The sequence below is a fragment of the Mucilaginibacter sp. P19 genome (genome assembly GCF_050632265.1).
GTDB classification, from domain to species: domain Bacteria; phylum Bacteroidota; class Bacteroidia; order Sphingobacteriales; family Sphingobacteriaceae; genus Mucilaginibacter; species Mucilaginibacter gossypii.
Genome location: NZ_CP192586.1, coordinates 6,323,958 through 6,337,467 on the forward strand (window position 1 = coordinate 6,323,958; position 13,510 = coordinate 6,337,467).

Sequence of the window (13,510 nt, forward strand, 5' to 3'; positions counted from 1 at the left end):
TAAAGATATGAACAGGGCACTATATCCGTACCCTGTTCATAAAAAATATTAAAGCTGTTTCAATTTAATGTTACGGTAGCTAACCAGGTGACCGTGATCCTGCAAAGCAATGTGGCCTTTAGGATATTGGGCAAAACCTTTCCAGTTTTTAAACTTGCTATCAGCTAATACTTTGTTCCATTCGTCGCTGCCCATTTTTACATCAACAATTTGGGTACCATTAAGCCAGAAAGTAAGCTGACCATCTTTTTTGCGCAATTTCACTTTGTTCCATTCGCCGGCCGGTTTGCATACATCTTTTGAAGGGGCAATCATATCATACAATGAACCCGCAAGGTGGTTGGCTTTTTTGTTATCGCTGGCATCTTTATTATCAAGCACCTGCATTTCCATGCCAGTTAAGTAAGTTGCGTCAAATTGAGGGTCTTCATGCACCCCGAAAATAATACCGCTGTTACCCTCTTTGCTAATGTTCCACTCTAAGGTAAGTTCGTAGTTTTCGTACTCGCCATCGGTAACCAGATCTCCATGACCTTCTGCTGCCTGAGGATCGAGTTGCAAAGCACCATCAACAACCTTCCAGCCTACAACGTCTTTTTTAAGTAGGTGTGCCAGCCATTGGTGGTTTTCCCATCGAACAGTTTGGTTTGTGCCGATACCGACAGGCAAAAAGCCGGGATGGCCATCAGGCCAAGCATGATTTTTTTCATAAAATTATAGTTGTTTTTATAGTATCAGAACCGCCATTAAAATAGCGTTGGTTGGTTGCGGCGGCTCCTGTTGGTTTCATTGTTTTGCTTTGTACAAGGTATCTGACTTAAAAAGTATAAAACTGTTTAAGGGCGTATGTTGATAAAACGTTTTAATTGCAAATTAACTGAACATTTTTTTAGGTTGGGCTAAATATATTGGCTTTTTTTAATGCTAAAACGATTATCGCAAAAATAAAGTATAAGCCTGCGAAAACTGAGGTAAAAGCTTGGTTACAATGGACATTTTATAGTAGATGGATAACATCGAGCGGGCGCCTGATTGTAACAAATGAGGTGTCCCAATTTTTTGATTCCCCACAAAAAAGTGAAAAACCGCCGGCCGGTATTTTTAAAAAACAGTAATGTTCCATTTTTTGGGAGAGAAACAGCGGAACGGCTTTTTTATGAAACACATTGGTAATCAGCCACCTAAAAAACAAAGCGAAACAACTTTAAACAATTGATTATCAATTAGTAAAACCTAAAGGAGTATTTCAAAGGTATTTCATGTGCGGGCCTGAAAAACCCTATTTATTTTCGCTGTTTTTAATGGATTTTAAAGTTTTTTGGATTAAGCAGAATGAACAATAAGGAGTGCTGACAAAATCCTGCCACCATAATGCTGGATGGAAAGGTGTTGTTTTGCCCAGGGGGCAAAATAAGCCCGGGCTTTAGCAAACACTATACCGGCGTCGGCGCCGGGCCGATTGACAAACAGCCAACAAACGTTCATAATTTCTGGCCAATGTCATAAGAAAGTGTTTAGGGATACATTTACTTAGTCCTGACATATCCCCCGGTGTACAAAAACTTATAATAAGTAATATTGCGCCATTGTGGTTAACCGTATTTTAACACATAAGATTAATCATAAATAACTATAACCCAAGCATTATCGGTACTTAACACTTACTACATTGATCACTTTTTATTTTATAAAACCAGGTTTCAAGAAATCTGGTTTAACGCGGCGTTTTAGTTTAACATTTGCATTAAAAGCGATTTGCTTACTGCTCCTTTTTATTACTGTTGACAATTTAACAGCGGCTGCGAATACCCGCACAGCTACCCCGGCAGATACACTGGCCGACAGCGCACTGATGAAAAAGCGGCTGATTAACCGGGCATTTGATTACATTTACGAGCAAAACCTGCGTGTATCCGAAGGAGGAAACGATTACTTTAACAAAATAAAAACCCAGCTCACTGCCGACCTGGCGCCGAACTTCGTTTTATTCAGCACGCCAAAGTCGCGTTTCTTTTTTGTGTTTACCCCACGGGTGAAGATCCGCCTGCTGGCCTCACACGGGGCACCGGTAAAATCGCCAAGCTTTATGCCGGGCGGTACGGTGTATTTCAGGGTGAACGAGGACACTTACAATCCAAAGTTCTTTTCGTTCGGTTACTCGCATCATTCCAACGGCGTACGCGGACCATCACTTAATCCCGACGGCAGCTTTAACCGGGATAGCGGCAAGTTCACCACCAACTTTTATACTTTAACTTATTACAGCGGTAAACGCTTCGATAAAAAAGACCTGATCATCAACCGTTATGATAACCTGGGTTTAGAGGTCCACGCCGGTTTATTCAACCTTGGCCTGTCCGAAGGCTTGAAAGATCATTATGGCTTTATCCGCATTAATGGTAGTCGTATGTACAACTTCGCCAAAGCCTATACCGACCCTATTGATAAGAACAAAAAAGTATACCAAAACTGGCAGCGCATCCGGTTCGACTTTACCTATATTGTCGATAAGTACGATAATTACTCAACCTTTGATTTCAAGAAACGCTTAAACGTGAGCCTGAAATACTATTACCAGTTTCCCTTTATGCCTGATGCTGCCCTTATGGTTGGCGGTGGCTACCGTGGACAGGATGATTACAACCAGTTTTTTGAAGATAGCTATGGGTATGTTACCATTGGCTTTGCAACAAGCCTGAGTTTTCATACACATAAGTAAAAAAACTACGCAGGCGCTCGGCTCCAGCCGGGTGGCAACTATTTCCAGGCCTCTGGCCTGTATAACGGGGCTTCGGCGGCCAGAGGCCGTTTGATAGTCAACACCCGGCAAGAGCCGGGCGTTAGCAAAGGGGAAAAGAGAAGCGGTTTCGCAGGCGAAACCGCTTCTCTTTTTAATCGCTGCCGCAAGCCTCCCGGCTTGTGGCCCGCATGCTTAGTAACCGACACGACAATCCATCGCATAGCCCTCTTTTTTGTACATTTGCCGCATGGCATCCATTAAACCATCAGTACCCAAAGGCACCCGCGATTTTTCACCCGCCGAAATGGTGAAACGCAATTATATTTTCGACACCATTAAATCCGTTTTCCGCAAATATGGCTATCAGCAGATAGAAACACCCACCATGGAAAACTCATCAACCTTAATGGGGAAATATGGCGAAGAAGGGGATAAGCTGATATTTAAAGTACTTAACAGCGGTGATTATCTGGCCAAGGTTGACGAACAAAAACTTATTGAACGCAATTCTAATTCTGTTGCGCCTGCTATCTCCGAAAAAGCCCTACGCTACGACCTAACCGTGCCTTTTGCCCGTTACGTAGTTCAACACCAAAACGAGATCACTTTTCCGTTCAAACGTTTCCAGGTGCAGCCGGTTTGGCGTGCCGACAGGCCCCAACGTGGCCGTTACCGTGAGTTTTACCAATGCGATGCGGATGTGGTAGGTTCTGATTCACTACTGAACGAAGCCGAGTTTATTATGATCTATGATGAAGCTTTAACCAAACTTGGCCTTAAAGATTTCAGCATAAAGATCAACAATAGAAAAATACTATCAGGAATTGCACAAGTTATAGACAAAGCTGATAACATCATTGATTTGACTGTAGCTATTGATAAGCTTGACAAAATCGGCCTTGATGGCGTGATTAAAGAACTGCTTGAAAAAGGTTTTACCGATGCCGATATCGACAAACTAAAACCTGTTATCCTGTTGGAAGGCAACAACACCGAAAAGCTGGCAAGCCTTCGTGAAGCATTAGCCCAATCAGAGATCGGCTTAAAAGGCTGCGACGAAATAGAAACCGTTTTCGGCTATATAGAACGTTGCCCGCTTCAAACCGCTAAGCTTGAATTGGATATTACCCTTGCGCGCGGCTTAAACTATTATACCGGCGCCATCTTCGAGGTGAAAACCAACGAAGTAAATATGGGCAGTATCGGCGGCGGCGGACGTTATGACGACCTTACCGGCATGTTTGGCTTAAAAGGCCTTACCGGCGCAGGGATCTCCTTTGGGGCCGACAGGATCTATGACGTACTGGAAGAGCTAAACCTTTTCCCGGCCGGCAGCAATCAAACCACGCAGGTACTTATATGCAATTTCGATAAAGAAGGCGAACTTTATAGCTTACCTCTATTACAGCGGCTCCGTCGCCATAATATCAACACCGAACTCTATCCCGCAGGTGCGAAAATCAAAAAGCAGATGGAGTACGCTAACAACAAAAACATCCCTTATGTGGTAGTTATCGGCGGTGATGAAATGCAAACCGGGTTATTGACATTTAAAGACATGGCAAGCGGGGTTCAGGAAAAATTGACGGCGGATGAGATTGCAGCAAAACTGAACCGGGATTAAACGGTTTTTCTTGGATTGGCGGAATTTGATTTTGTACGCAGCGTATTTTCATTTCCTTTTATAGTTTAGGCAAATGACAAATCCGGGGAAGACTTACGAAGTTTTGAAAACTTCGTAAGTCTGGATTCTACAACATGTCATGCAGCCAATCGAAGGGTCGCGCGCAGAGCCCTACCCGACATGCTTCGATAGGCCGCCCATGACATAATAAAAAACAAGGTCATGCTGAACTTGTTTCAGCACCCCACTCGCTAAGCGGCCATGCTAAGCAAAACGGCCATCTGTCCTATGGGGTGCCGAAATAAATTCACTGTTGTCCGGTAAAGATTTTTTAGGGAAAAAGGAAGGGATAGCCGAAAGACTACCCCTTTGTGTTGATATTTGAGTTACCACACTTAAATACACAACATGAGCAAAAGTACTTTTTTACCGGACAGCCGGTCCTGAATCAGTTATTAGGTTTAATAGATCGTAATAATGTTCGATCATTAGCAAGACGTGGGGATCACGATCTCTACTACCGTTACTTTGATACCTATACACATCTTGTAACGATGCTTTACTGCGTTTTTAACAGATGCACCAGCAGCAGAGAAGTAATCAGCGGCATGAAAGCAAGCCTGCATAAGCTTCATCATATCGGTATAAGTAAATGTCCGGCCAGAAGCACCTTATGTGATGCTAATGCCCAGCGTAGCTTTGAAGTATTCGCCCGTATTTATGATAACCTGTATAGGCGACACAAGCAGCTTTTACCGGACAGCCGATTAAAGATCGACCCTAAGCTATTCATTGCCGATTCTTCAACAATTACCTTATTTCAGCAAATATTGAAAGCCCCAAGCCCGGGAAAGGCCAACGGTAAGAGAAAAGGCGGGATCAAAGTTCATACGCTCATTAAGGCAGCAGATGATGTACCGCTGAAAATTAGCTTCACGGCAGCCAGCGCTAACGATATGCCCTTCCTTAAAGAGATCAAACTCGAACCAGGTTCCTTTATCGTTTTCGATAAAGGTTACGTAGACTATTCTGAATATCAAAGAATGACAAATGAAGGCGTATTCTTTGTCACCAGGCAGAAAAAAGATGCCAAATACTCAACAATGTGGCTGAATGAGCTTAGCGAACAAAGCAAGGCACACGGTGTCATCGAAGATAAACTACTCCTCCAGGGCACACGTACTCAAAAAGAGGGTATCCAGTTGGAGATTCGCCTGGTTACTTTCTTTGACAAAGAAACCGAAAGGACATTTGAGTTTTTAACCAATAATTTCTCGTTACCACCTGAAGCTATTGCCGATCTTTATAAGAAACGATGGCTTATTGAAATACTATTTAAGCGGGTAAAGCAAAATTTCCCGCTTAAATACTTCCTGGGGGATAATGAGAATGCAATCAAAATACAGATATGGTGCGCTTTTATTGCCGATCTTCTAATCAAAATTGTCCAGGTACAACTCAAAAGACAATGGTCTTTCTCTAATCTGAGTTCTATTATAAGACTCCATCTGATGAGTTATATCCACCTATTTAACTTTCTGAACGATCCGGAGAAACTGTCCGTCATGTCAACAAATCACTCACGGCAACTAAAATTGGGGGGCTTGGACATCCGCTTTAAAACCTAAATCCTTCTTTTTATATCATAATGCAGTCTTTTTATAACAATAACAAACTTTACCGGACAACAGTGAAATAAATTCGGCATGACGGCAGGTATATGTAATGTTTACTATCCCTTTTTCTCTCCCTCATTCTTTTTCAAATGCCCTTCAAGCTGCGGGTTTTGAGGTGGAAGGGTTTTTACGCGGTGTTCAACCTCGGTTTGCTGAACATGAACGGCATAATCTGCGGGCTCGATATGGCTACCGCTGGCCTCCGCAAATACCTGGGTAAACTCGGCACCGATGTACAATATGGCCGATGTATAATAGATCCAAACCAATATCACAATAATAGAACCCGCCGCGCCGTATGCCGACCCTTGCGCTGTATATTGGATATAAAGGCTGATCAGATACTGCCCTATCATAAACAGGATAGCTGTAAATACCGCGCCGCTGCGCACATCCCGCCATTTGATTTTAACATCGGGCAAAAACTTGAATATGATGCCAAACAAGGTAGTGATCACCACCAGGGTGATGCCCAGGTTTAACGCCTGGACAAATACTTTCGTAAAAGAATCGATACCGGGAAAAAAATGCTGGATCTGATCCTTCAGGGCACTTATGACCAGGTTGATAATAAGCGATGCCAGCAACAGGAAGCCCAGGCTAATGATGAGCGAAAAGGACACAAACCGGTTTTTCAGCAATTGCATCCAGCCGCTTTTAGGCTTGGCTTTAACCCTCCAGATCATATTAAGCGAATCCTGGATCTCGATAAAAATACTGCTCGCGCCCAATAAAAGCGTAACCACACCAATAACAACTGCTATGCCCGATTTCCCGGATAGCGCAAGGTGTTTTAACGCATCCTGAATTTGTGCTGCAGGTGTTTTACCAACATAACGAACAATTTCGGGATACAACCGCTCGGTTGCGGCATCCTGTCCAAAAACCAGGCCGGCTACAGATATTACTATAATCAATAAAGGGGCAATTGAAAAAACGGTGTAGTAAGCCAGCGAGGCGCTTAATTTTAAGCCATTATCTTTTGAAAAGCCCGTGAACGATGCCAGCAACACCTTCCATAGTTGTTTAAAGTATGCTTTGCTTAAAAACTTCATGCCTGTGTTTTTGTAGATTAATGCTTATTCGTGAATGGTTAAGCAATATTGATGCCTTTTGTAGGGCTAATTAAATAAAAGTTGTGAGTTTTGGACGGGCTTAAAATATTTATAGGGCCTGTACCGGAATATCCAGCAGCTCATATTTTTCCCAGCCCGTAAAGTCATAATGCCACCATTCGGTTGAGATCACCCTGAAGCCGTATTTGGCCATTATCGTTTTTAATAATTCGCGGTTTGTAATTTGCTGCGGCGGTAAATCCATATAGTTTGCCCCGGTCTTACGGCTAAAGCTATCAAAGCCGGTTGGCATATCCAGTTCTTTTCCGGTTTTAATGTTGATAAGGGAAAGGTCAATAGCGCAACCACGGTTATGCTTTGAGCCTTTGCGCGGATCGGCTACAAAATTGGTATCGGGGGCCATTTCATAAAAATTAACGGTAACCGAATATGGCCGATAGGCATCATAAATTTTAAGGCCAAGACCCTGCATTTTTAATTCGGCTTCAACCTGCTGAAGCGCTTTTACAACCGGAAGCCTTGCATAAGCTTTGGCCGTTGTGTACATACGGCGGCGCATAAAATTGTTAGTTGTAGCATACCGCAGGTCTAAGATAATTTCGGGGATATATTTCTTTATTTCAACCAGCTGTTTATCCGGGTTTGCTTTAACCTGTAGTTTATAGCGGGCAATACCATAAATTTTTGCACTGTCGATATATTTATAGTGCTGCGCATTAACACGCAAAGTACACGCTACAAACATCAGCAATATCAAATATCGATGATTCATATTATCAGTTTACCTGTGCGATACGATCAGCAAATCGAGGTCTTTGCAGGGGATCGAGAAACGCTCGCCAATGTGTTTATTGGTAAGCTGGCCCTGGTAAATATAAACCGCGTTACGCACCCCCGATTTTTGCCAGATGAGGTTTTTGATGCCGCCCATATCGCCAATATCAAGCAGTATAGGTGCAAAAATATTGGTGAGCGCATAGGTAGCGGTACGGGCCACACGCGATGCGATGTTAGGCACACAATAATGAATTACATCATATTTGCGAAAAACGGGGTGGGTATGATTGGTAACTTCGGATGTTTCAAAGCAACCTCCCTGGTCAATACTTACATCAATGATCACCGAGTCGCGTTTCATGCGGCTAACGGTTTCCTCGGATATAATACAGGGGCTGCGGCCATCTTCGGCACGGAGCGCCCCTATAGCCACATCGCAGGTGGTGATGGCTTTTTCCAATACAATAGGCTGTACCACCGAAGTGAAAACGCGGTTGCCGATATTGTTTTGCAGGCGCCGGAGCTTGTATATCGACGGATCGAACACCTTAACCTCGGCACCCAATGATATGGCGGTGCGTGCCGCGTATTCGCCCACGGTTCCGGCACCCAGAATCACAATTTCGGTTGGCGGAACGCCGGTTATACCGCCCAGCATCAGGCCTTTGCCTTCAAAAACGTTGCTTAAATATTCGGCTGCTATAAGTATGGAAGTAGCGCCCACAATTTCGCTCATAGCCCTCACCACCGTAAGGGTATTGCCCTCATCGCGCAAATGCTCAAAACTTAGCGCGGTGATCTTTTTGGCCATCAGCGCCTGAATGCTTTCGGCCTTGAGCGTAGCGATTTGAAGGGTAGAGATCAGAAGCTGCCCGGGCTTCATCAGCTCAATTTCATGAGTGGTAGGAGGGGCTATTTTAATAATGATATCGGCCTCGTAAACCTTTTTGGTATCATATACTATCTGCGCGCCCTGTTCACTGTAATCCTTATCCGAAAAATTGGCGGCCTGCCCGGCATTACTCTCCAGCATCACTTCGTGGCCGTTATTAACCAGCAGCGCTACCGACAGCGGGGTCAAGGGCACACGGTTTTCCTGGAAGGAAACCTCCTTGGGAATGCCGATGTATAGCTTGTTCTTTTTGCTTTTTACCTCCAGCAACGACTCCTGGGGCTGCAACATTGCTTGCTTGGCAATATCCGAAAACCCGCTATATATCCCTGAACTCATGATGTGTTTTTTTAAGGCTGTTGAAGATAAGAAAAAACGATGTATGATAAAACTAAATATTTTCCATGCTGATGCTGCGCGAGGTGCTGTCCAAAACCCGGATCCGGATGTTGGTGTAACGGTTCGGCAGCAGGTCGGGAATTTTTTCGGGCCACTCAATAAAGCAGTAGGCATCGCTGTAAAAATATTCCTCATAGCCCATATCCAATGCTTCTGTTTGATTTTTAAGGCGATAGAAATCAAAATGAAAGATCCTGCTGTCGCGGCCGGTGTATTCGTTTACGATTGAAAACGTCGGACTGGTTGCCTGTTCTGTTACGCCAAGTTCTTCGCATAAAGCTTTGATGAGCGTTGTTTTGCCCGCCCCCATTTCGCCATAAAAAAGAAAAATTTTATTCCCTGCCGAGTTGGCCAGGATGGCTTCGGCAGCCTGCGGTAATTGAGATGTTGAATTTACAGATAGTTGCACGTGTTATAATTTTTTTCTATACCATGTCATTTTGCGAGCGCAGCGTGGCAACCGCATACTACAGAGAGCAGCTGTGCTTGCGTGTGATTGTTTTTTATAATGACGTGATCGTAAATTATTGATTATTAAATATATTTTTTTGATCGATAGTAATGTGGGCGTTGCCTGCGGCCCGTGCTATCCGCTCATACTGCACAAGCATTAGCCACAAGGCCGGTATCCGCTAGTATCACTAACGCTGCCCCCGCACATCATCGCTAAAGCCTATCTAATACGCCATCACGGTTTTTCAGGAACTCCCCGGTGATTACTCCCCACGACATCTTTTTATTTGCCCAAAAATACTCAAAATCCCTAAATTATAAATTAGCTGTCAATGCTTTAAAAAAACCCTTGCATCTTATCGCTCTTACAGGAAAATAAAAAGTCCCGCCGGGCAGCAGGACTTTTTATATAAAATATCATTAATGATTAATTGATGGATAATGGCAAATAAATACCGAAGGTAATATTGCGCCCCATGTTATAAATGCCAAATTCCGGATCTTCCGAACTTATACGACCGGGCTTAAGACGGCTAAGCGCGTCGTAGTACTTGATGTTGGCCAGGTTATTACCCGATACATACAGTTTAACTGGTTGTTTGCCAAAGTTAACCGTTGTGCCCAGGCCGGCATTTAATAGCGTGTAGCCTTTGGTGCCGGTTTCAAAAGCGGAATCATAACGGTACTGGTTAAAGAAATTATCAATACCTACCGAAATGTATGATTGTTTCACCCCTTTAATAGTTGGCTCAAAACGCAGCGTATTTTTCAGCGTACCTGCAGGGATGAACGCCAGCGGCCTGTCGAGCGTGTTGTTTCGGGCATAAGTATAACCAAAGGTATTTTCAAAATGAATGAAGCTTACCGGGTGCAGGGTAAAGTTACCTTCGACGCCATACAGGTTAGCATTAACCTGGTTGTAACGGTATACATCAAACTGGCTCGGGCTACCGGCTCCGTTTACGGCCTGTGCTACATCCCCCTGTTTGTGCGACGCATAAATAAAGTTGTGGATATAGTTTTCATAGATCCCTAAACTGGCACTTACAATTTTGTCGTCGTATTGCATGGTAGCGTCAACCTGGTAACTTCTTTCAGGCGCCAGGTTAGGGTTGCCTATTTCATAGCGGAAAGTACCTTCATGTACACCGTTGGAGCCAAGTTCGGCCGGGTTTGGCGCACGGAAAGCCGAGCCGGCGTTGGCCTTGAAATTCAAATTGTCATTAAACTCATGCGTATAACCCAACGCTCCGCTTATGTTCGAAAATTTGTTGGTAAAGGGGTAAATTTGGCTTCGCCATCCTCAACCAGGCCTTTGCCCTTGTTTTTACGATAATCGTACCTGATACCGGCATTAAAGGTGTTTTTATCCCAGGTTTTTTTGATGTATGCGAAAGCGCCCACGCCATAAGTATCATAAGCCGGGATCAAAAACTCCGAGCCTTTGTTTAAACTATGGCCGATGTCCGAACTCGCGCCAAAAACAGGTTGCCATCCGTTTGCTTCGGTAACATAATATTTTACATCGCCCGAGTACGTATTCAAATCAAAGAATAGGGAAGGATCCGGTCCGTCGAGCTCGCGGCGTTGGTTTTTCTGGTAGCCGAGGTTCACTTTCAGGTTGCCCCCTTCGGTAATGAAGTTGTTATCCCAGTTTATTTTATAATGACGGATATCCTGTTTAGGGTATTCAAGCGTGCGGCTTTTATATTCATCCTGCGTAAACGGTGTGCCATCGTCATGCAAAAAGTTGAGACCATTAGCAGGCTCCGGATCGTAAAAACCGATATTGTTTTTAAAATAGCTAAGGTTGATATGCGAGTAACCCCACGATTTATTAAGACCGATCATGCCGCTCAGGTCGGTTTCATTAAAACCGGAGTTAGGGAAATAGTAGTCTGGCGTTTTAAAGGAGTAGGCGTTTTTGTAGCTGCCGCGGGCACGCCATACCAGTCCGTTTTCGTTACCGGTAAGCATCAATGAAGTTCCGGTTAGGCCGTTGTTGGTGGAGTAGTTGGTTAAAAACTCACCTTTGATCTGCCCGTCGGGCGGGGTAAGTGGTTCAAGCAGGTTTATAACACCGCCCAGCGCGTCTGATCCGTATAGCAGTGAAGCTGCCCCGCGAAGCACCTCTACTCTGTCCGAGCTGTATTGATCAATCTCAATACCGTGTTCATCGCCCCATTGCTGCCCTTGTTGTTTAACCCCGTCGCTCAAAGTAACTACACGATTATAGCTTAAGCCGCGGATAACCGGTTTGGAAATAGAGGGGCCGGTAGTGATCTGTGACATGCCCGGCACCTGGTGTGCAAGTGCGTCGATGAGGTTGGTTGACTGTCTTAACAAGCCATCGCGCCCCACAGCTGATACTGACGTGCTGTTTTGTTTATTATTAGCGCTGATAGCTGTGCCGGTAATAACCACTTCGTGGGTTTCGATAATACTCGACTGCAATTCAAAAACCAGCGGAGTGCCGGCCGAAAGATCAACTATTTTGGTAAGGGATTTATAACCCACATATTCTATCGAGAACAGGAACCTGCCCCTGTTGGGTAATGATTTAAAGGAAAACTCGCCATTAGGATCGGTGATGGCAGATATTTTTAATTCGGGGATAGTAATCACAGCACCCGGTAAGGTTTGTTTTGATTGCGCGTCGACCACTCGGCCTTTAACAATAATAACATCTGCAAATGCGGAAGCCTGCACCAACAGCAATATAATGAAGCTTATAAGCTTTAATTTCATGATAAAAGATTAAGAAAATCAATAAATACCGTTATTAACAACGGCTATGTTTTGAGGAAAGAGTAAGGTAACCTTAAGCAATAACCGGAGGGGCGCGGCCGGCGGCAAGGATAAGCGCAAGGCTTACAAAATTGTAATCGCCGGGTTTAAAAAAATGATCAGAAGTTACAAGAGGGATAAAAAATGAACTGTTGCTAACGGCCACAGCATCGGTATGGTGCATGGCATCGCACAGCAAACATTTTTCTTTAACAGTTTGCTGACCAACAGCCATATGGCTGTGTTTGGTAATTCCCTTGATCAACGCGTGCTGGTGCGAATAAACCATATATTGCCCGGCCGCAAAGCAAACAAGCAGCAGCCACGCAAATACAATATGTAAGCGGTTTTTTTCACAGTCAACATCCCTTTAACGGAATACGGCAAAAATAAGTATTAAAACGAGAATATTAATGCAACATTGTAACAATAATGTGGTGTTTATAGTTCATAGATGATGGTTCATGGTTTAGTGTTTGATAGAAAAAGGCCACATTGCACATTTTACTATGAACTATCATCTATGAACCATGAACTAACATAAAATGATAGGTCATGGCTTTGGCGTTTGTTAGGAAAAAGCCATTTGCCAGATTTTTACTATGAACCATCAACTATGAACCATGAACTAATCTATCTTTGCCAAATATGACACCTGCTGAGATTAATAAAAAATGGGATGTGCTGCAGCAGCGGATAGCTGACGATTTTGATAACGAAAAGCCCGATATAAAGGTGATGCTTTTTTTGATCGGGGTACAGGAGCTGGGCCAGGGGCCGCGTAAGTTCAGCAAGCGCCAAAAGGAAGAGCTGATGCATATCGCAACCTGCCGCTTAATGAGCATGATGGGTTTTTACGAGCTTGAAGGCCTTGACCAGGATGGCTGGCCACACTGGAAACGCGTAAAAGTAATCCCGAACTATACCCTGCTTGAACAGGAAATGATGATGAAATCGCTCATTGTAAATTACTTTGAGGAGATGGATGGGGCAGAATAGTGAGTGGTTTATTGGGTTGATAACAGGGCTTTATAATTCCCCTCTTGAGAGGGGGCGCGGAGGGAAGAGCGATAGCAGGGGTGTGTT

At 44.0% G+C, this 13,510-nt stretch carries 13 protein-coding genes; 4 read left to right on the forward strand and 9 right to left on the reverse strand.

Going from position 1 to position 13,510, the window contains the following annotated elements; translation table 11 throughout:
* Nucleotides 1-48: 48 nt before the first annotated feature.
* Together ACQ86K_RS31110 and ACQ86K_RS31115 are read right to left on the reverse strand one after the other, a co-directional pair.
* Nucleotides 49-561, reverse strand: a complete 513-nt coding sequence (locus ACQ86K_RS31110) for a 3-keto-disaccharide hydrolase (protein ID WP_431199369.1) — start codon at nt 559-561, stop codon at nt 49-51.
* 23 nt (nt 562-584) lie between these two features.
* Nucleotides 585-710 carry a hypothetical protein gene (locus ACQ86K_RS31115; protein WP_431199370.1) on the reverse strand — a complete coding sequence of 42 codons (126 nt, stop codon included), beginning with the start codon at nt 708-710 and terminating at the stop codon, nt 585-587.
* A 959-nt stretch (nt 711-1,669) separates the two neighbouring features.
* Between ACQ86K_RS31115 and ACQ86K_RS31120 the strand changes: the two genes are divergently transcribed.
* The 3 genes from ACQ86K_RS31120 (at nt 1,670) to ACQ86K_RS31130 (ending at nt 5,992) form a co-directional block, all read left to right on the forward strand.
* Nucleotides 1,670-2,719, forward strand: a complete 1,050-nt coding sequence (locus tag ACQ86K_RS31120) for a hypothetical protein (protein ID WP_091169096.1) — start codon at nt 1,670-1,672, stop codon at nt 2,717-2,719.
* A gap of 268 nt (nt 2,720-2,987) precedes the next feature.
* Entirely contained in the window at nt 2,988-4,364 is a 1,377-nt protein-coding gene (gene hisS / locus ACQ86K_RS31125; protein ID WP_431199371.1) for a histidine--tRNA ligase, read from the forward strand.
* Nucleotides 4,365-4,735: 371 nt separating this feature from the next.
* Nucleotides 4,736-5,992, forward strand: coding sequence for an IS4 family transposase (locus ACQ86K_RS31130; protein WP_431199200.1), 1,257 nt, complete (start codon nt 4,736-4,738; stop codon nt 5,990-5,992).
* 104 nt (nt 5,993-6,096) lie between these two features.
* Here ACQ86K_RS31130 and ACQ86K_RS31135 read toward each other — a convergent pair whose 3' ends face one another.
* The 7 genes from ACQ86K_RS31135 to ACQ86K_RS31165 form a co-directional block, all read right to left on the reverse strand.
* Nucleotides 6,097-7,095 (reverse strand): YihY/virulence factor BrkB family protein, encoded by a 999-nt coding sequence (locus ACQ86K_RS31135; RefSeq protein ID WP_091176607.1) that lies wholly within the window; start codon nt 7,093-7,095, stop codon nt 6,097-6,099.
* A gap of 109 nt (nt 7,096-7,204) precedes the next feature.
* A complete protein-coding gene (locus tag ACQ86K_RS31140) occupies nt 7,205-7,888 on the reverse strand; it encodes a M15 family metallopeptidase (RefSeq protein ID WP_091176609.1) in 684 nt (227 codons plus the stop codon).
* Nucleotides 7,889-7,897: 9 nt separating this feature from the next.
* The gene (locus tag ACQ86K_RS31145; RefSeq protein ID WP_091176613.1) at nt 7,898-9,124 is read right to left on the reverse strand and encodes an alanine dehydrogenase; all 1,227 of its coding nucleotides are present in this window, start codon (nt 9,122-9,124) and stop codon (nt 7,898-7,900) included.
* A 52-nt stretch (nt 9,125-9,176) separates the two neighbouring features.
* The gene (tsaE, locus tag ACQ86K_RS31150; RefSeq protein ID WP_090532637.1) at nt 9,177-9,593 is read right to left on the reverse strand and encodes a tRNA (adenosine(37)-N6)-threonylcarbamoyltransferase complex ATPase subunit type 1 TsaE; all 417 of its coding nucleotides are present in this window, start codon (nt 9,591-9,593) and stop codon (nt 9,177-9,179) included.
* Nucleotides 9,594-10,064: 471 nt separating this feature from the next.
* Complete coding sequence (locus tag ACQ86K_RS31155; RefSeq protein ID WP_431199372.1) at nt 10,065-10,883, reverse strand: TonB-dependent receptor; 819 nt, start codon at nt 10,881-10,883, stop codon at nt 10,065-10,067.
* A gap of 8 nt (nt 10,884-10,891) precedes the next feature.
* The gene (locus ACQ86K_RS31160) at nt 10,892-12,385 is read right to left on the reverse strand and encodes a TonB-dependent receptor (protein ID WP_431199373.1); all 1,494 of its coding nucleotides are present in this window, start codon (nt 12,383-12,385) and stop codon (nt 10,892-10,894) included.
* A gap of 73 nt (nt 12,386-12,458) precedes the next feature.
* Nucleotides 12,459-12,713, reverse strand: coding sequence for a hypothetical protein (locus ACQ86K_RS31165; RefSeq protein WP_431199374.1), 255 nt, complete (start codon nt 12,711-12,713; stop codon nt 12,459-12,461).
* Between the two features lie 359 nt (nt 12,714-13,072).
* Between ACQ86K_RS31165 and ACQ86K_RS31170 the strand changes: the two genes are divergently transcribed.
* Nucleotides 13,073-13,423, forward strand: a complete 351-nt coding sequence (locus tag ACQ86K_RS31170; protein WP_091176622.1) for a hypothetical protein — start codon at nt 13,073-13,075, stop codon at nt 13,421-13,423.
* Nucleotides 13,424-13,510 lie beyond the last annotated feature (87 nt).